Below are 15,379 nucleotides of genomic sequence, written 5' to 3'. Positions count from 1 at the left end.
GCAAGATGCGGCGTCGTGACGGTCATGAACGACAGCCGGCGTATCGACCGGCTCACCCGCGACTTGCGTCGGCTAGGTGTCAGTCGGCGGGTTCCAGGGCGTGTACGCGTGGCGATCAGGCGTCGTACGCACTTGCGGTCGTGGTTGCTCTACTCCAGCTTCGTCGCGGTGCTCGGTATTGCGCTATTTATCGGGTCATGGGCAAAGGGGGGAGTGAGAACGCCGCAGGCAGCGCACCGATGGTACCTATCGCCGTCGTTTGCTTCAGATCCGTCGGAGTCGTACGGCCAGGCGTATAACGGTGCGGCGTGGGTTCTTGCCTATCTCGAAATCCCCCTCGGACTCGTGTTTTGTCTGGCTCTCGTTTCGTTGGTGGCATCCAATGTGCTGGAAGGGGAGCGCAGAAGCCCCTGGGGAGGTCGCTCTGGTGTGGCGTGGCTGCGTGCCGCACGCAGATACGCACTCGTGATGGAGATCGCTGACGCCATATCCGCTTGCGCCGAGGCACGGGCAGCCGGTGGCGAGATGCGAGCTGTAGCGCTCCGGAAGGTGTCCAAGCAGCTGGGACCCGTCATGCGAGGACTGAGAACGGCGCACCGTCAGCGAAGCAGCGTGCCTCGATGGTCTCAACGCCGAAAAGCCCTTGATCTCCACGCAAGGCAGGTAACGGCCGCACTGCGCAAGGCGGAAGCCCGCCTCGACTCGGAACCCGACGCCGCGTTGAGGCATATGGCGGACATGCTCCTTACGATCGCCGAGCGGTATTGCGAAGCCCGAGTGGGAGCCTTGCTGGATGAGGCCCAGCTCGAAGACGTCCGGCCAGCACCTGACCGCGAGTGGATCCGCATCGCGGTCGCCGCCATTCTCGTGGCCGGTGCTGTCACCGGCATCGCCAAGCTTGGCCTGCCGGATAGCGCCGAGCCAATCGTCATGCTCTGCTCATGTCTACTCATCCTGGCGATCATCTGGAACCGCAAGGTCCGACGTGCACTCGATCTTCTGGGTCTCGTTCTGGGGCCGTGAACACGACCGGGGCCGGGGCAGGTGTCAGCGGCGGCGCGCGGCGCGGCCGAGCTGGACGGCGGCGTGGTGGACATGCGGATTCATGGCGGCGCCGCGGACGGGTGTGATGAGCGCGTCGTCCAGCTCCTGCACGAGGTAGGGGACGTCGCGGAAGGCCCGCTCCACGGGCGCGGTCGTCGCAAGGTGGGCGAAGAACTGAGTGACGAGCTGTTCGGGGGTGTCCTGTGTGAAGGTCGCCTGCCACTGGGTGTCGATCCCGTCGAAGACGGAGTGCTCGAATCGCCAAGAGGTCTCGTGTCCAGGGATGTGCTGCAGGCGGCAGTGGCCATCCGGTGAGGTGAGCGTGCCGTCGTCGGCCGGCTGCCAGTGGTTCAACTCGGCGATCAGGGCGGGGGCGCTGGTCGTGAGCGGGATCCGGTCGGCGTGGCGGCGGTCGCCGATCAGCTGGGGCAGGGACTGCGTGACAGCGGCGATGGCCTCGATCGGGGTCTGCCGACTGAACCGCGCCTCCCAGTACGGCTCGTGGTGAGCGATCGTCCACCATCTGCCACGCGGATGGCTGGGGTTGAAGTCGAGGAACAGACTGCCGTCAAGACTGTCGATGGCTACGTGCCCGGTCGCGGCGTCGTGCTGTGAGGGCCAGCCGAAGAGGTGGATCAGTGGGCCGAGGGCATCACCGAGCCGGTCCAGCCCGCTGCTGGCCAGATGACGCGGGGAGACAAGGACGCGGTCCGTCGGGGCGAAGCCGGTCACCGCGCGCGCCCCGTGGCCGGCGGCGCCGCAGCGGGAGCGTGTCTCACCAGCTTGTTCGCGGCCAGGATCTTTGAGGTGAGCTGATGCCGGACTTCGGTGCCGGGTGCAGGGGCGGGCGAGCGGACTGCATTGCACAGGTCCCCGAGCTCGCTGCCGAGGTCGCGCAGTGGGACGATCTCGGCTTGCAGGTCGATCTGGCGCATGGTGCTCCGGGCGGGATGGACGGTGGTCAGTGGCTGCGCCGCTTGGCCTGAGCGGCGGACGGCGGTGTGGGTGCGGCACCGGGGCGGGGCCGGGCTGGCGGGATGTCCTGCACGGTGGCCAGACCGAGGTCGATGCGCACGCTGAGACCAGCGGTGTAGAGGTGGGCCTCGGCGCGGACGACGGCGCCCAGTGCGTCGTGTTCGTCTGACCCGGGTGGCAGCTCGTACTGTCCTTCGGCTCCCGCGGGCGTGAAGCCGTACTGGAGGAGGATGGCGTGCACGCTGTCGGTGGTGGTGGTCGCGGTGACGGTGCCGTCAGCGAAGCGGATGGACACCTCAGGCCGTTCGCTTCGCGCGCCCGCGCCGTGCTGACGGGTGGTCCAGGCAAGGTCGACGAGATCCAGCGTGTGGGCCATCAGCCCGTAGACGGCGATGCCAGCGCGCTCGTGTGCGTCTTGGGTGGCTTCGGGCGGCAGGAGGTAGAGGGTGCGGCCCTGGTGCTCGCGAGCGATGAACAGCGGTCAGATAGCGGGCGGCGTTGTGGAGGGGCTGGTTGAGGACGACGAACGTGTGCCCGTCGCCGGCCGACCCGATGAAGACGTCGTTGTGGTCGGTGAGGGCCATGGTGCTCCGCGTGATTCAGGTCGGTGAACGGGTACCGAGGCCGAGCCCCGTTATGCGGCTGTGCCGTAGTCGCTCTGCTGGGGCGCGGACTTGGCGACGGCGCGGACGGTGATGGCCTTTGACGCGTGGGCGGACGCTGCGGACAGCTCCTCTGCTCCGGGCTCCAGGTACCACGGGCGCAGGTCGAGCATGGCGGCGCGCATGCCGGTGGCGAAGCACAGGGCCGTGCCCTTGGGCAGGGCGCGGATGGCGTCGGCGGGCAGGATCCGCTCCTGGCGCATCGAGACGGAGGTGGACTTGCCGGACTCGGAGTGGGAGGTGGAGGTGGTCTCGACGTCGTGGTCGCCGATCAGCCGGGACAGCTTGTCGGCGAAGTCCGGATCATCGATGCCGGAGCCGATGACCTTCACCGTCGAGGCAGACCACATGGCATCCATGCCCGCGTCCCCCCAGACCTTCTGTCCCTGCCGGTATGACTGCAGGATGGTGATCGGAATGATCCCGCGGCTGCCGAGGTGGGAATACAGATCCGGCAGGTCACTGATCTTGCAGACGTTGGCAGCCTCATCGAGGACCGCAAGCATCGGCGGGTCGAGGCGTCCCCCGGCGCGCTCGGCGCGGGCAGTCGCGGCACGCATGACGGAGTCCGCGCACGCGGCGATCAGCGCCGAGGCGCCGCCGCCTCCGTCCTTCGACAGCAGGTAGAGCGTGTCGGTGCTGCCCACGAACTCGGACGGCTTGAATTCCGGGGCGTCCGCTTGCGGGGTGACCCAGGCGGCGATCTGGGAGTTCAGCAGTGCCGCGGCGTACTGGCGGGCCGTCTCGTAGATTCCATCCCGTGTCTCCGGCGGGCCCTCGACGGTTCCTTTGAGCTGGGCTGCGACCGCGGTGAAACCGTGGTCACGCAGGATGTCCAGCGGGGTTCGGTCAGCGGGGGCGGCGAGCCAGGCCGTCACATCGGTGATCGGGCGGTCGTCCAGGGCAGCGGCGAGGAAGAGTTGGGAGAGGACGTTGGATCCGGCCTTGGACCAGAAGTCGCCCTGCTGGGAGGCGTCCACGGACGCGGCGAGGAAGTGGCCGGCGAGCCGGGTGGCACCGTCGAGGGTTTTGGCGTCCGCCAAGGGATTCCACCACATGGTGCGCTCGGCGTGGGCGATCTGCTGCGGATCCATCGACCACGTCTGGCCGGCCTGGGCCCGGGCGTCGAGTGTTGCGGTGTACGCGTCGCCCGCCGCTTTGTTCGAGGTCAGCAGGACCGGGCCGGGTGCGTTGAGGATCGAGGGAATCGCCAGCGCCGTGGTTTTGCCGGACCGCGGCGCCATGATCGCGACGGCGACGTCCTCGTAGCCCATGCGGACCTCGTGCTTCGTCCCCTGCAGGTTGCCAAGGAGGATGCCGGTGTCCTTCGCGTCGATGTGTTTGGCGGTCTTCAGACTCGGGCGCAGGGACCGGGCTTTGTCAGTGATCGCCTTGGCCATCAGCGGCTCGATGTCTCGGGCTTTGGCCATCCCGGCGATCTTCTTCCGGCCGCCGCCGCTGCTGTTCTTGTGCTGGGCCCACAGGAGGCCGACCGCAGTGCCCAGCACGAGGAGGACGGTGACGGGGACGATGCGTGCGCCGATCAGCAGGGACGTTTCCCCTGCGCCGGGCCAGACCTGCTCGGGGCGGAGCAGGGCGTTGGTCGGCTGGTAGGGGGCCCAGTCGGCGCCGGTGAGGTATGCGGCGATGTTGCCGGACAGCCAGGCGAGATGGGACAGGGGGACGACGACGGCGAGCACGCCGATCAGGAGGCGCAGGACGAGGTCGTACCCGTCGGTGTTGCTGTTGGAGGAGGAAGGGGGCACGGGTGATGTGCTTCCGGGAGGGGAGGGGGATCAGCGGCTGCGGTTGTTCTTGGCCGGCGGCTGCCGCGAGGGGACCTGGATCGTCGGCGGGGTGGTGTGCCGGGCAGCGAGGGAACGGACGCGTTCTTGCAGCGCCCTGGCGACGTACACGGCGGGCACGTCCGTGGTCCTATGGGTGACGATGTTCGGGTCGCGGGTCGGGAGACTGCGCCCGCTGTCGATGCGCGGCACAGGGGTGGGATCGGCGAGAGCGGTGGTGAACGCGGCGACCAGGCGGGCGGGAGAGTGCGCGCCGAAGCGGGCCTGCCACACCGGCCGGTCCGGGGCGAGCGTGGCGGTGACGAACCAGGCGCCCGGTTCGTCCGCGCTGCCCAGCCGCTGGAGGTACGCGGTGCCGTCGGGCGACACGAGGCCGTTGCCCGCAGCGGCGGGCGACCAACCGCTCTGTCGGAGCGGCTCCAACGGATCGGAGGGTGCGCCCGCCGGCGGGGCCGGGTCGGTGAGGGCGTCGGTGGTGGCGGCGATGAGTTCGACGGGGGTGCGGGCGCCGAAGCTCGCGTACCAACGGGCCTGTCCGGCTCCGCAGCGTGGCTGAGCGTCCACCACTGGCCGTCGGGGTCGGGCTCCAGGCGCAGGAGCGTCTTCTGGTCGGGGCTGGAGAGCAGGACGCGGGGCATCAGGGGGTCGTTGCCGTGGCTCCAGCCGCAGGCGTGGTGGAGGGGGACGGTGATCCAGGCGGGGTCACCGCCGCCGGCGAGGTGACGCGGGGAGATGAAGCCGACCTCGATGGTCTCGGGATTCAGGGGCATGCTCACTTCCGTGCCGCACTTCGCCGAACGGATGCGGAGGCCGGTATGGGGACCAGAGACGAACGGCCCTTGCGAGCGACGGTGTTGATTTCCCGGAGCGCCTTGCCGTGGGTGGCCCAGTCGTCGAGGTAGCTCCACGATTCGGCGTGATGCTCGGCGAGGGCGTCGTCGAAGTCGGCTGTGCCGGGCTTGGCGGTGGCGGGCAGGGCGTCTCGGGTCGCCAGCCACTGCTCGTGCAGTTCGTCGAGCCGGTCGAGGGCGGTGTGCAGGACACCCAACTGGTAGACCCAGCGGCTCTGCACGGTGTTCTCCGGCAGGTGGGCCAGCTGTGTCTCGGCCGTGGTCAGCAGGTGACGGGCGCCGTAGCGGAGCGGCTCGAATGCCGTGAGGGTGTCGGCGTCGCGTTGGCTCTGGCGGAGACCGTAGGCGTGGTCGTCGTGGGGCCAGCCGTCGAGGTCGGTGTGCTCCTCGGAGTAGGCGTCCCAGGCGTCGAGGATCTCCTTGCTGTCGCGGATGAAGCCGTCGAGGTGGCGCAGGAACTCGCGGTGGGCGGTGGGATCGAGGGAGATGGTGGCGGGGTCCTCTCGCGGGATCAGCGGCGAGCAGCAGGGCGGGGAGTGCCGACCGTGACTGGGGTGGCCGTTGTGGGGTTCGGCTGCTGTTGGCGGCGGGCGGCGCGTGCCTGCGCGCGGACGGTGTCGAGGCGGGCGGTGTGCGCCTCGACGACCTGTTCGGGGGTGAGGGGGCTTGGTTTCTGCACGACGCTGTGGTGGGCGGTGCGGTCGAACAAGCCGCGCCGCAGCGGGGCTTGGTTGGCGAGCGCGGCGACGAAGGCGTTCATCAGGTGAGCGGGTGCGTGGCCGTCGATCCAGGCGTGCCAGATCCGGGGACCCATCGAGGTGCCGTAACCCGGCTCGCGGGTTTCGACGTGCCAGTGCCACGCGTGGTGCCTGCCACCGTCGTGGCGCTGACGGACACTGCACATGCCGTCCGGCGAGATGGCGGCCTTCTCATCGTCGATCGTCCAGCCCGCGGCTTTCAGTACGTCGAAGGGGTCCGGCTGCTGTGTGGGCGGTGGGCCGATGAGGGCGTCGGTGAGGCTGCCGAGGATCTCGGCGGGGAGGAGTTCGCCGAACTCGGCATACCAGCCGCGCTCGGTGTCGGTGGACTCGCCCTGTAGCCGCCACCACGCGGAGGTGGCGGACTGCGGGTCGAACTGGAGGGTGAGCCGGTGATTCCGGCTGCGCAGGACGATTTCGGGGCTCAGCGGGTCGGATGTGCGGGTCCATCCGGCGGCGGCCAGGCCATGGGTGACGTGACGGGCATCCCCGGGGCCGGCCAGGTGACGGGGACTGGTATCGAACGGGACCCGCCAGAGGTGGGTGTCGGCGAAGGCGTCGAGCTGCCGCCTGTTCACCGGCACTGGCCACCCCCCAACATGGGCGACGGGGTCTTCGCGTACAGGTCGCGGAGGTCATCCAGGACGTAGTGGAGGGTGTACTGGTCGGCCTGCTCCCACGCGGCCGTGCGCAACTCGGTGATCAGAAGGTCGACCTGCGCAGTGCGCGGCGTGTCCGAGTGGTCCTGTACGGCGCGGGCGAGGGCGCGCAGGCCGTCGGCGAGTTGAACGGGCAGGCCCGTGTACTCGTCGAGAAGGGGCTCGACGAGGGCGAGGGCCTCCACGGGGTCGGGGTTCTCGCGCAGGTAGTCGGTGAGGTCCGACAAGGTCTCGGTCGCGATGCGGATGGTGTCCGGGGTGAGTACGGACATCGGGCTCCTCGGGTGATCGGTGTTGGCGGTCAGCGGCGGGTCCGGGCTCCGCCGGCCGTGGTGTAGGGACGGGCGGTGGTGCGTGGCCAGGTGCTCCGGGCGCTGTTGGCCGCCCAGGTGGCAGCGCGGGCGGCCGTGATCCGAGCCTGTTGCCATGCCCTGAGCTGGGAGGGTTTGACGGAAACCGACCAGGTGCGGATCTGCGCGCTGTGCGGGACGCGCCCGCGTGGGCGCATCACGGGATCGGGGCTGGCGAGTTCGGCCGAGAAGGCTTGCACCAGATGCATCGGGGTGGTGGGTGAGAAATGGGCTGTCCAGCCGTTGCCCTGCTTGTCCTTTGCTCCGGTCCACCACATCGCCGTGCCGTCGGGGCTGTGGTGGTACTGCATCCACGCGGTGCCGTCGGGGCTGGTCGCCGTGTAGTGCGCGTCCTCGAAGCGCGTGTGCCAGTTCTGTTCCTTCAGGGGTGCCCAGACATTGGGGGCGTGGGCGGAGCGGGGGCGGGTGAGGGCGTCGGTCAGGCCGGCGATGATCTCCACCGGTGTCTGCCGGGCCAGGTGCGCCGACCATTCGCCGTTGGGGCCGTCCGCTTGGCCGTGGATGGTCCACCCGCCGGGCAGGACGTAGGGGTCGTAGGCGACACGGATGGTGCGGTCCGGGCTCTCCATGAACAGGGGACCGCCCGTCTTGGATTTGTCGCGCCAGCCCGAGGCGCGCAGGAATTCCGAGACGTGCCGGAGGTCGCCGCCGCCGGCGAGGGCACGGGGCTGGACGAGGTAGTGCTGCTCGGCCTGCTCGCCTGGCCCCCAGCCTGGCCATTGCTTTTTCCTCACCGGTGCCGCCGGATGACCAGCGGTGCGGATGCTGGGGGCTTCGCCGCGGTGGTGGCGGGCTGGGTGCCGATGTGCTGGAGGGTGTCCTTGTGTTCGTCCAGGTCGAGGGCGACGTCGTGCAGTTCGTTCGAGGCGCGGCCCAGGGCGAGCCACACCTCCGCCGGGAGGGCGCCTCGTTCTGCCTGGTCCTTGGCGAACACGCTGCTGGTGGCGACGAGGCGGGTGATGCCACCGAGGACTCCAACGTCCGGGTCGAGGACGCGGGCGATGACCTGCGCTGCCTGGGGCGGGGGGAGCTGAGAGAGGTGGTCGGCGAGCTGGCCGAGCTGGCGGGTGATCTCGTCGGCCAGTCTCACCGGGCAGGGGGTGGGGTGGGACATGCTCCTCCGGGTCAGGGGGACGGTCAGTGGTGGTGGCGGTGGCCGACGCGTTGGGTCTCGGCGAGTGCGGCCTCTGGGCGAGCATCGGTCAGCGGGGAGGAGCGGTCGGGGCCGGTCGGGATGCAGGCACGCAGGTAGCGGCGGAACAGGGAGGTCGCGAGTCGGGGCTTGAGCCGGTGGCTGATCGGTGGGGGTGTGCGGGCTGCTACGGGTTTCTCCCGGAGATTGAGCGCTGTGGGGGGCGGCCCCGGCGGGTGCCGGGGCCGCCTGGGCGGTCTTACGGGGTGCGCCGGGCCGGTGCGGGGCGCGAGGGGGAGCTGGCCGGTGCCGGATGCTGCGCGGCAGGGCGGGCCGCGCGGGTGCGGACGTTGTGCACGGCCTGCCGGTAGACGGCTTCGTCGAAGACGTCGGGCGTGCAGTTGACCTCGTACCCGGCCAGGAGCAGGGCGGGGATGGCACGGGTCGCCAGGCGCTTCTGCTCGTCGGCACCGAGGTGTTCGGGCACGGTGTGCCAGATGTACAGCGGCGCTCCCGTGGGGTATTCGTGGCGTTCCAGGCCGAGCTGTTCCAGCAGGTCGTGGAGCTTGGCGGGGGCGCCGGTGGGGGTGTCGGCGTGGATGGTGGTGGTCAGGGGTTTGACGTAGATCTCGACGTCCGTGCCGTATTCGTCGGCCAGGTTGGCCATGTGGCTCTCTCCGGGTTCAGCGGTGCGTCCAGGTCAAGTTGCTGCTGCTCAAGTCGGTGCTGGGGGCGGTGGCTCGGCGCGACAGGTGTCGTGCACGTAGGTGGTTTCTGTTGGCAGCCGGTGGATTCCCCCACCCCCCACGCAGGGGCGGGCCGTCGTCGCTCCGCGCCCAGCCCGACGCGAGCTCGCTCACGACATGAGCGGAGCCCGGGATTGCCTCGAAAGGTTCGGCGATTCGGGAGGGGTCCCGTGGCAGGGCCGTACCGTCTGTGACGGAGGTGGGACATGGCCGGATGGGGCGCGACGGAGTGGGGCATGGCGCGAGGGCCGAGAGGTGGTCGGCTGCGGGTGGTGGTGAGCGTCGGGATGCTGGTGGCCTTGGCGGGGTGTTCGGGTGCCTCGGACGACTCGGACAAGGAGTCTCCCCAGGAGGCGGCCACGGCTCGGAAATCCCCGGTGACCGCTTCGCGTTCGCCTTCACCTTCTCCGTCTCCGACGCCGAGCGCCGAGTCGATCGCCCAGGCATGCGGTGATACGCGGTTCGACGCTGACGATGTCCTTCCCTGGAATCCGGCGGCGCCTGCCTACACCGGTGGCGGAACGCACAGCGTCACGTTGTTCAAGGGCGGTCCCGACTTTGACGAGTCGGGCACGGAGTCGGATGCCGAAGCCGATGACGAGCCGAAGTTGCCCGATAAATGGGCTTCTTTCGGTGATCCGGAGCTGATCGTCTGCGAATTTCTGGCTAAGGAATCCGTGGGGGGCCAGCTGATCACATGCGAGTACGAGGAGCTGGGTGGTGACGGATCTGTCAGCACCCGTGTGCCGGTGTACTCGGCGGGATACAGCTATCGGGTGCTCGAGGCCAAGACAGGCCGGTTGGTGGATACGTTCAACCTGAGCGGTTCAGTGAGTGGTTGGGATTCCTGCCCGGTCGAGCAGAGCGACATCGCGTCCAGTGATGCGGCGTATCAGCACGTTTCCAGCCGTGACTTGGCCAAACGACTGCGTTCCCTGGTCGAGGGGCCCACAGGGGACTGAGACGAAGGGCAGCCCGCCCCTGGAGGCACGGTCCGCGCCCCAGGGCGAGGCCAGGTCCCGGCGGTCCAGCACCCAGAAGTCGGGCTCCGTCTGTTTCATCGAGCCCTGGTGGCCGACGTACGGCTGCCGACTGCGGAGGGCGACGTGGAGGCTGGGGCGGGGGTGGGCGCGGTCCGGCCTGCGGGGTGCTGGAGGGCGGTGCCGATGCCGAGCGCGTCGAGCTGCGGGCCGATCGCGCGCAGGGCGCGCGCCTGCGCCCTGGTGTCATCCCCGCTGAGGCGGTAGATGCCGCTCGGCGGGTCCTGGATGAAGCCGTTGGCCACGAGGACGGCGCCGGCACGGTCGCCGACGGGGGCCGTGGCGACGCTGCCGTCTGGCTGCCAGGTCAGGACGACCCGGTCCGGCTGGGAGGGCCGGATGCCGCCGCCCAGGGCGTTGTGCCGGACCTGGGTGAGCGCGCTGTCGTAGCGGGCGAGCAGGTCGCCGGCGACCCGCTCGGCGCTCAGGAACGGGTCGTCCGCCAGGGCTATGCCGTTGGGCTCGGGAACGGCGCGGTATGCCTCATCGGGCAGGGCCGGTGGGGCGACGGCGGCGATGAGGTATCCGTTCTGCCGGTCGTGCCGGTCCAGCAGGACGAGCTGGGCGCCGTCGGAGCGGCTCAGGACAGCCGCCTGCTGAAGCGGGCGTTCGGCGAGGGAGGCGGCGACCAGGTCCAGGTCCCAGATGCGGTCGGCCAGTTCGGCGAGGTCGTCCTTGGCGTCCGGCGGGAGGTGCGTGCTGGTCCAGGCGTCCGGGAGTTCGCCGGCGAGGACGTCGGCGTACGAGGCGAGGCGCTCGGAGGTGTCGTGGTCGTGCATGGTGTCCTTGGGCGAGGTGGGAGTCAGCGGCGCAGTCCGGGGATGACCGCTGGCGGGGCCGGGAGCGTGCGCGGCGGGGGCGGGCAGGCGCACACGGCGGAGCGTTCGCGTTCGGCGGCGGGAACCTCGTAAGTGCAGGTGCTGCGGCCGGGGTGCGGGGCGTGCCGGTCGGCGAGCGTGTTGCGGGTGTGGGCGAGGTCGCTGCGGATGACGCGGAGGTGCTCGTCCGCGAGGTAGCGCAGGCGCCGGGCGGTGTAGGGGTCGGACGCCTGGCCGAGTCCGTCGTGGAAGTCGGCGGTGGCGGTGAGGACGTCGTCCAGAGCGGCGAGGATGCCGTCGTGGGCGGCGGTCAGCTCGGTCAGGGCGTCGGCCGCCTCGTCGGTGGTGGTGGCCTCGCGGATCCGCTCGGCGAGGTGGGCGACGGAGGAGCCCAGCGGCAGGTAACTGGCTGGACGGGCGTCGGTGTCGAAGTCGGTGTCGCAGTCGATGTGGTATCCGGCGGCCCGGAGGCGGGCGACGGCGTCGGTGGCGAGACGGGTCTCGTCGTCCTGGGTGAGGCCGGTGGGGGCGCGGTGGTAGGTCTCGTGGAGGCGGACGACGGCGATGAACCCCGCGCGCTGCAGGACGCTGTGTGCTTCGGAGTCACCGCCGCGGGCGAGGAGTTCATCGGAGTGCGGGTCGCGGCGGATGTTCAGGAAGCGGTCGGTACGGAGCAAAGAGATGTTTCTCCTACGGCGATCGGTGGGCGGTGTGCCGGGCGGCGAGCGGTAGGGCGGTGACCCGGGGCTGGAGCCGGTGGCCTGCGGTGGTGTCCAGGTCCTGCTGGATGGCGTGGAGGCGGCGGACGATCAGTTCTAGGCGGTGCGCCGTGTCGGTGCCGACGGCTCCCGGTTGGCGGGCGATCCGGTGCGCGGTGTGTTCGACGAGTCCGCGGACTGTGGCCAGTGGGCCGGCGTGTTCGTCGGCGAGCTGCGTGAGGACGCTTGCGAGCTGGGCCGCTGCCGTGGGCGCCGTACGGCTGGCGGTCCGCGCCGTGGGCCTGGTGCGTACCGGGGATATCAGATGCAGGTCCTGCTCGATACGGCGCGCCTCGTCCGAGAGGCGCCGCAGTATGTCCGCGGGCAGGGCTTGCCACGCGCCGTTGAAGGTGGATCAGGTCGAGGCGTCCGGGCTGGGCGTGAACGGCGATCCAGCGGGCTCCAGCGCCTCGGCGAGCGAGTCGTGAGTATGGGTCCGCTCGTGCAGGTGGGGGATCACCGGCCGCCCCGAATGTCGGCGATGTGCACGAGCTGGTTGAGGGCGGTGGTGGTGTACCAGCCGCAGTCGATCAGCTCGTCGCGGCTGGCGAACCGCGCAAGGAGCGCGTCCTCCATGGCCCGCAGGTAGATCAGGCAGTCCGGGCAGCGGCGCGAGAGGTGCACGAGGTAGCGGGGGTGGCCGGTGACGTAGGACTGGGCGCCGCCGGTCGCATCACGCAGCCGCCACCCGTCCTCGTCGGTCGGGGTGTGCCACGACGGGGCGACAACGCGCATCGCATCTCCCCACAGTTCCCCGCCGGCCACCCCCTTGATGACGACGACGGTGTCACCGGCCTGGAAGTGCTGGTGCGTGATGTCCCGGTCAGGGGTGAGCGGGTCAGGCGTCGGCGCGAAGGCCGAATTGGGCGGGGTCTGGGACACGCGGTTCCTTCCACGCGATCGGTGGCGGGGTGGGAGGAACAATGGTCCGGAGGAACGCCGGTTTGGCTAACCGGCGTTTCCCGGCTATGTTCCCCCGCCGTCAGCGGAACGGGTTCTCCGTACCGCGGTCGTTCTCGCCTGCGGCGTGGAGAAGTTTTTGAGCTGGTCAGTGCCGCCCGTGTCGCGCTGGTCGATCCACCTTGCGCCTGGGTGATCGCTCGGGCCTTCTTCTCCAACTCCGACCAGTCGGCTTCGTCCCAGGTGTCTCGACAGCGTGGATGTCGGCCGCTGCGTGGTCGATGACCCTGCCCAAAGCGCAGGCCAGCATAGGCGGCCCGTACGACGAGTGACTGTGATCCAATTCACTTACGTGTATGGGCGGGAAGGCCGGAGCCCGCTCGCCCGGATCCACGCTTGGCGCTTAATGCATGCAACAGGGTGCGTGACCTGCGGATTTTCATCAGGCCCAAAGGTGGTAATTATTTCGATGTTGCAAGGTGTGGTATCCGCTAATTTACCCACGGAGGTGGGGGCGTCAAGTTTTGCGTGTCATGCCACGCCGAGAGCCGTGCGGCCGTGAGTCGATCCGCGCCTCGGATGGTAGGTTAAGCCTGCCTACCTTTTCCGGGTGTTCTTAGGATCGGAAAGGGGGTGATAGACGTGCAGAGTGCTGGTCAAGAATCGCTTGTGGAGCCGAAGCAGTCACGGTCCTGGCGTCGCCTGTGGGCTCGCTGGCGCCGACGGCTGAGGTCTGCGGTTCTCGTAGCGCAACTCGGCCTGATCGCCGTGCGAATCGCACATACGATCAAGTCGTGGCTGGCTTGACCAGGATGTATTGGCAGGAGCCCGTCGCACGCGACGGGCTCCTGCGTCGCATCCACGTCTAGCCCTGGCGGGGCCTGTCGTTGCTTGGCGGCGGCGCAGGCCCCGTCTTCATGCGGATGACTCTTAAGACTCTACCACTCAAAGTCATTTTGCCTGAGATCCCCAAATTGATTTCCGGCTTCACTTTTCTTTGCCCCGTCGTCATAAATTACTGTCTGAAGCCGGATCTGTCCGTAAGTCTTCGTTTTTTGTCCCGCCGCGTGTGCGCCCATGGAAATTTCGGCGCAGTTTTCTCGCCCGCCATCCATTTGGGTGACGGGATGAGAATTCGTGCTGTCCCGCTATGCGCGATTGGTGCGGCGCCGGGGTCCGGGCCCGTCTTCGTTTGGGCGTCCACGGTTCCGTCTCCCCGCAGGTCTGACCCCTGCTCAAAGGAAGTTGTATGTACAGTCAGCCACGAGGCATCGGCAGCTCGGGCGGACGGCCTCACTCACCCATTGGAGTGATGGGTATTCATTTCCGCGCCGACCGACTTACCGCCGACGTGGTGGCGGTCAGCGGAACGGGTTCTGCGTCCCGCGGTCTGTCTCACCGGCTGCGTCGAGGAGTTCGAGCAGGTCAGTGTTGTCTGCGTCCCGCTGGTCGATCCACCAGCCGGCCCGGGTGATCGCTCGGGCTTTCTCCTCCAATTCCGCCCAGTCCGCCTCGTCCCAAGTCCCTTCGATGACCAGCGCGGTGTGCGCGGCCGTCATCAGCTGGTGGCGGGATCGCTCACCCCAGCCCAGGGCCTTGGCGGGGCCTTCCAGCTGCGGCATGTCGAACTGCTTGGCCCACGCGAGGGCAGCCTCCTGCTCGGCGGCGCGCTTGGTTGCGAGCCACTCTTCCTTGGACTCGGTGTCGGCGTCGCGCGCCGCCTTCCAGCAGTCGGTGCAGTCCCGGCCTGCGAGCCAGCGGGCGAATCCGGCCCGCTTGTCGGCAGGGCGGCCGGAGAGGTCATGAACCACCTGGTGGGAGCAGGCGTGCTCCACGGTCCATTGCGTACGGACGGCCATAAATGGATCTCCTCAAAAGGGTTGGGAAGTAGGGGAGCGCGGCCCAGATCAGGGCGTCTTGTGTCCGCCCTCGGAGCGGGCGGCGATGCCGGCCGCGCTGCACGTGCCGGGCGCAGCCGAGACGTCGGCGCGCGGTGAGAAGGACGGCGAGAGCGAAGGTCGCGCCGGTGGTGGGGAGTGCCGCGCTGGCGAGTGGCTGTTCGGCGAGGCGTCCGGCGAGGGCGGTGCAGGCGGACTGCCCGGCGCCGATCGAGCGGATCAGCCACGCGTACGCCTCGCTGGTGCGGTCCGCAGGGGTGAGGGCGTCGGTGGTGACGTAGGCGCAGGCGACCACGACGGTCAGGAACGCACCGGGCACCGTGACCGCGGCGGTGGCCGCGTACGGGCCCGGGAGGGCAAGCAGCGGCAGCCACCCGGTCAGGAACGCGGCTGTGTCGGTGATCAGTTGCCTGGTGGTGGTGCCCGACCAGATGCAGCTTCCGTGGATGAGGCCGCCGAGGAAGCTGCCGGTCGAGAACGCGGCGGGAAGGATCCCGGAGAGCATGTCCTGGTGGTGGTGCTCTCGGCCATGCGATGGACCACACGTTCATGGCGCCGATCGCAAACCCGATGCCGGTGAGTGCGGTGAACAGCAGCAGCACGGCGAGGGTGGCCAGCGGCCGTGTCAGGGCCGTCTCCTGGCTTCCGGATCGTTCCAAGGGCGGCGTAGTCAGGCCGCCGCCGCCGACGATGGCCGTGGCGAGGCCGGGTCCGCCGTAGGGTCCGGCCAGGGGCAGGGTCACCAGGAGGGCTGAGTTGAGCAGGGCGGCCGGGAGGTGCACCGCGCTTGGGCCGTGGCGGTCCATGAGGCGTCCCTTGACCGGCTGTGCGAGCGCGGAGGACAGTCCGTACAGGGCGCTGAGCATGCCGCCGAAGGCGATGCTGCTGCCGCTCGCGGTAGCCCACAGGAGGATGGCGACGGGCGCCATGCCCTTGGGGAGCCGGCCGGTGAGGGTGCCGCC

18 protein-coding genes are annotated in these 15,379 nt (G+C 69.5%); 2 read left to right on the top strand and 16 right to left on the bottom strand.

Annotated features, from left to right (window positions below; genetic code table 11):
• The first annotated feature begins 468 nt into the window (after window positions 1-468).
• On the top strand, window positions 469-1,023 hold the full coding sequence (locus ACK1X7_RS20335; protein ID WP_413115463.1) for a hypothetical protein: 555 nt from the start codon (window positions 469-471) through the stop codon (window positions 1,021-1,023).
• A gap of 24 nt (window positions 1,024-1,047) precedes the next feature.
• Here the strand turns inward: ACK1X7_RS20335 and ACK1X7_RS20330 are convergent, their stop codons facing one another.
• The 11 genes from ACK1X7_RS20330 to ACK1X7_RS20280 all read right to left on the bottom strand — a co-directional run bounded on the left by ACK1X7_RS20330 (window position 1,048) and on the right by ACK1X7_RS20280 (window position 8,924).
• Window positions 1,048-1,776: a DUF317 domain-containing protein gene (locus tag ACK1X7_RS20330; protein WP_413115462.1), complete on the bottom strand. Its 729-nt coding sequence runs from the start codon at window positions 1,774-1,776 to the stop codon at window positions 1,048-1,050.
• Entirely contained in the window at window positions 1,773-1,979 is a 207-nt protein-coding gene (locus ACK1X7_RS20325) for a hypothetical protein (RefSeq protein WP_413115461.1), read from the bottom strand. The genes ACK1X7_RS20330 and ACK1X7_RS20325 overlap by 4 nt, the downstream gene beginning before the upstream one ends.
• 26 nt (window positions 1,980-2,005) lie before the next feature.
• Window positions 2,006-2,395, bottom strand: a complete 390-nt coding sequence (locus tag ACK1X7_RS20320; protein WP_413115460.1) for a hypothetical protein — start codon at window positions 2,393-2,395, stop codon at window positions 2,006-2,008.
• 258 nt (window positions 2,396-2,653) lie between these two features.
• Window positions 2,654-4,447 (bottom strand): type IV secretory system conjugative DNA transfer family protein, encoded by a 1,794-nt coding sequence (locus tag ACK1X7_RS20315; protein ID WP_413115459.1) that lies wholly within the window; start codon window positions 4,445-4,447, stop codon window positions 2,654-2,656.
• Window positions 4,448-4,477: 30 nt separating this feature from the next.
• Window positions 4,478-5,050 (bottom strand): DUF317 domain-containing protein, encoded by a 573-nt coding sequence (locus ACK1X7_RS20310; protein WP_413115458.1) that lies wholly within the window; start codon window positions 5,048-5,050, stop codon window positions 4,478-4,480.
• Window positions 5,051-5,258: 208 nt separating this feature from the next.
• Window positions 5,259-5,558, bottom strand: a complete 300-nt coding sequence (locus ACK1X7_RS20305; protein ID WP_413115457.1) for a hypothetical protein — start codon at window positions 5,556-5,558, stop codon at window positions 5,259-5,261.
• 290 nt (window positions 5,559-5,848) lie between these two features.
• Window positions 5,849-6,673 carry a DUF317 domain-containing protein gene (locus ACK1X7_RS20300; protein ID WP_413115456.1) on the bottom strand — a complete coding sequence of 275 codons (825 nt, stop codon included), beginning with the start codon at window positions 6,671-6,673 and terminating at the stop codon, window positions 5,849-5,851.
• The gene (locus tag ACK1X7_RS20295) at window positions 6,670-7,026 is read right to left on the bottom strand and encodes a hypothetical protein (RefSeq protein ID WP_413115455.1); all 357 of its coding nucleotides are present in this window, start codon (window positions 7,024-7,026) and stop codon (window positions 6,670-6,672) included. Before ACK1X7_RS20295 ends, ACK1X7_RS20300 begins: the two co-directional genes overlap by 4 nt.
• Before the next feature lie 29 nt (window positions 7,027-7,055).
• On the bottom strand, window positions 7,056-7,859 hold the full coding sequence (locus ACK1X7_RS20290) for a DUF317 domain-containing protein (RefSeq protein ID WP_413115454.1): 804 nt from the start codon (window positions 7,857-7,859) through the stop codon (window positions 7,056-7,058).
• Window positions 7,856-8,239, bottom strand: a complete 384-nt coding sequence (locus tag ACK1X7_RS20285) for a hypothetical protein (RefSeq protein WP_413115453.1) — start codon at window positions 8,237-8,239, stop codon at window positions 7,856-7,858. The genes ACK1X7_RS20290 and ACK1X7_RS20285 overlap by 4 nt, the downstream gene beginning before the upstream one ends.
• 277 nt (window positions 8,240-8,516) lie before the next feature.
• Complete coding sequence (locus tag ACK1X7_RS20280) at window positions 8,517-8,924, bottom strand: hypothetical protein (RefSeq protein WP_413115452.1); 408 nt, start codon at window positions 8,922-8,924, stop codon at window positions 8,517-8,519.
• Between the two features lie 348 nt (window positions 8,925-9,272).
• Here ACK1X7_RS20280 and ACK1X7_RS20275 point away from each other — a divergent pair, with 348 nt between their 5' ends.
• The gene (locus ACK1X7_RS20275) at window positions 9,273-9,965 is read left to right on the top strand and encodes a hypothetical protein (protein ID WP_413115451.1); all 693 of its coding nucleotides are present in this window, start codon (window positions 9,273-9,275) and stop codon (window positions 9,963-9,965) included.
• A 95-nt stretch (window positions 9,966-10,060) separates the two neighbouring features.
• Here ACK1X7_RS20275 and ACK1X7_RS20270 read toward each other — a convergent pair whose 3' ends face one another.
• The 5 genes from ACK1X7_RS20270 to ACK1X7_RS20250 all read right to left on the bottom strand — a co-directional run bounded on the left by ACK1X7_RS20270 (window position 10,061) and on the right by ACK1X7_RS20250 (window position 14,922).
• On the bottom strand, window positions 10,061-10,822 hold the full coding sequence (locus ACK1X7_RS20270; protein ID WP_413115450.1) for a hypothetical protein: 762 nt from the start codon (window positions 10,820-10,822) through the stop codon (window positions 10,061-10,063).
• Window positions 10,823-10,845: 23 nt separating this feature from the next.
• Window positions 10,846-11,538 (bottom strand): hypothetical protein, encoded by a 693-nt coding sequence (locus ACK1X7_RS20265; protein WP_413115449.1) that lies wholly within the window; start codon window positions 11,536-11,538, stop codon window positions 10,846-10,848.
• 537 nt (window positions 11,539-12,075) lie between these two features.
• Window positions 12,076-12,501, bottom strand: a complete 426-nt coding sequence (locus ACK1X7_RS20260; protein WP_413115448.1) for a hypothetical protein — start codon at window positions 12,499-12,501, stop codon at window positions 12,076-12,078.
• Between the two features lie 1,379 nt (window positions 12,502-13,880).
• A complete protein-coding gene (locus tag ACK1X7_RS20255) occupies window positions 13,881-14,378 on the bottom strand; it encodes a hypothetical protein (protein WP_413115447.1) in 498 nt (165 codons plus the stop codon).
• On the bottom strand, window positions 14,320-14,922 hold the full coding sequence (locus tag ACK1X7_RS20250; protein WP_413115446.1) for a hypothetical protein: 603 nt from the start codon (window positions 14,920-14,922) through the stop codon (window positions 14,320-14,322). Before ACK1X7_RS20250 ends, ACK1X7_RS20255 begins: the two co-directional genes overlap by 59 nt.
• Window positions 14,923-15,379: the final 457 nt, after the last annotated feature.

The organism is Streptomyces sp. CY-1 (assembly GCF_047218265.1).
Lineage (GTDB): Bacteria > Actinomycetota > Actinomycetes > Streptomycetales > Streptomycetaceae > Streptomyces > Streptomyces niphimycinicus.
This window is presented reverse-complemented; position numbering and strand designations above follow the sequence as displayed.

Excerpts from the sequence above, each read along its gene's own strand:
- ACK1X7_RS20335 (WP_413115463.1), top strand. The coding sequence starts at position 469 with ATGGAGATCGCTGACGCCATATCCGCTTGCGCCGAGGCACGGGCAGCC.
- ACK1X7_RS20325 (WP_413115461.1), bottom strand. The coding sequence starts at position 1,979 with ATGCGCCAGATCGACCTGCAAGCCGAGATCGTCCCACTGCGCGACCTC.
- ACK1X7_RS20320 (WP_413115460.1), bottom strand. The coding sequence starts at position 2,395 with ATGGCCCACACGCTGGATCTCGTCGACCTTGCCTGGACCACCCGTCAG.
- ACK1X7_RS20295 (WP_413115455.1), bottom strand. The coding sequence starts at position 7,026 with ATGTCCGTACTCACCCCGGACACCATCCGCATCGCGACCGAGACCTTG.
- ACK1X7_RS20285 (WP_413115453.1), bottom strand. The coding sequence starts at position 8,239 with ATGTCCCACCCCACCCCCTGCCCGGTGAGACTGGCCGACGAGATCACC.
- ACK1X7_RS20280 (WP_413115452.1), bottom strand. The coding sequence starts at position 8,924 with ATGGCCAACCTGGCCGACGAATACGGCACGGACGTCGAGATCTACGTC.
- ACK1X7_RS20270 (WP_413115450.1), bottom strand. The coding sequence starts at position 10,822 with ATGCACGACCACGACACCTCCGAGCGCCTCGCCTCGTACGCCGACGTC.
- ACK1X7_RS20255 (WP_413115447.1), bottom strand. The coding sequence starts at position 14,378 with ATGGCCGTCCGTACGCAATGGACCGTGGAGCACGCCTGCTCCCACCAG.
- ACK1X7_RS20250 (WP_413115446.1), bottom strand. The coding sequence starts at position 14,922 with ATGCTCTCCGGGATCCTTCCCGCCGCGTTCTCGACCGGCAGCTTCCTC.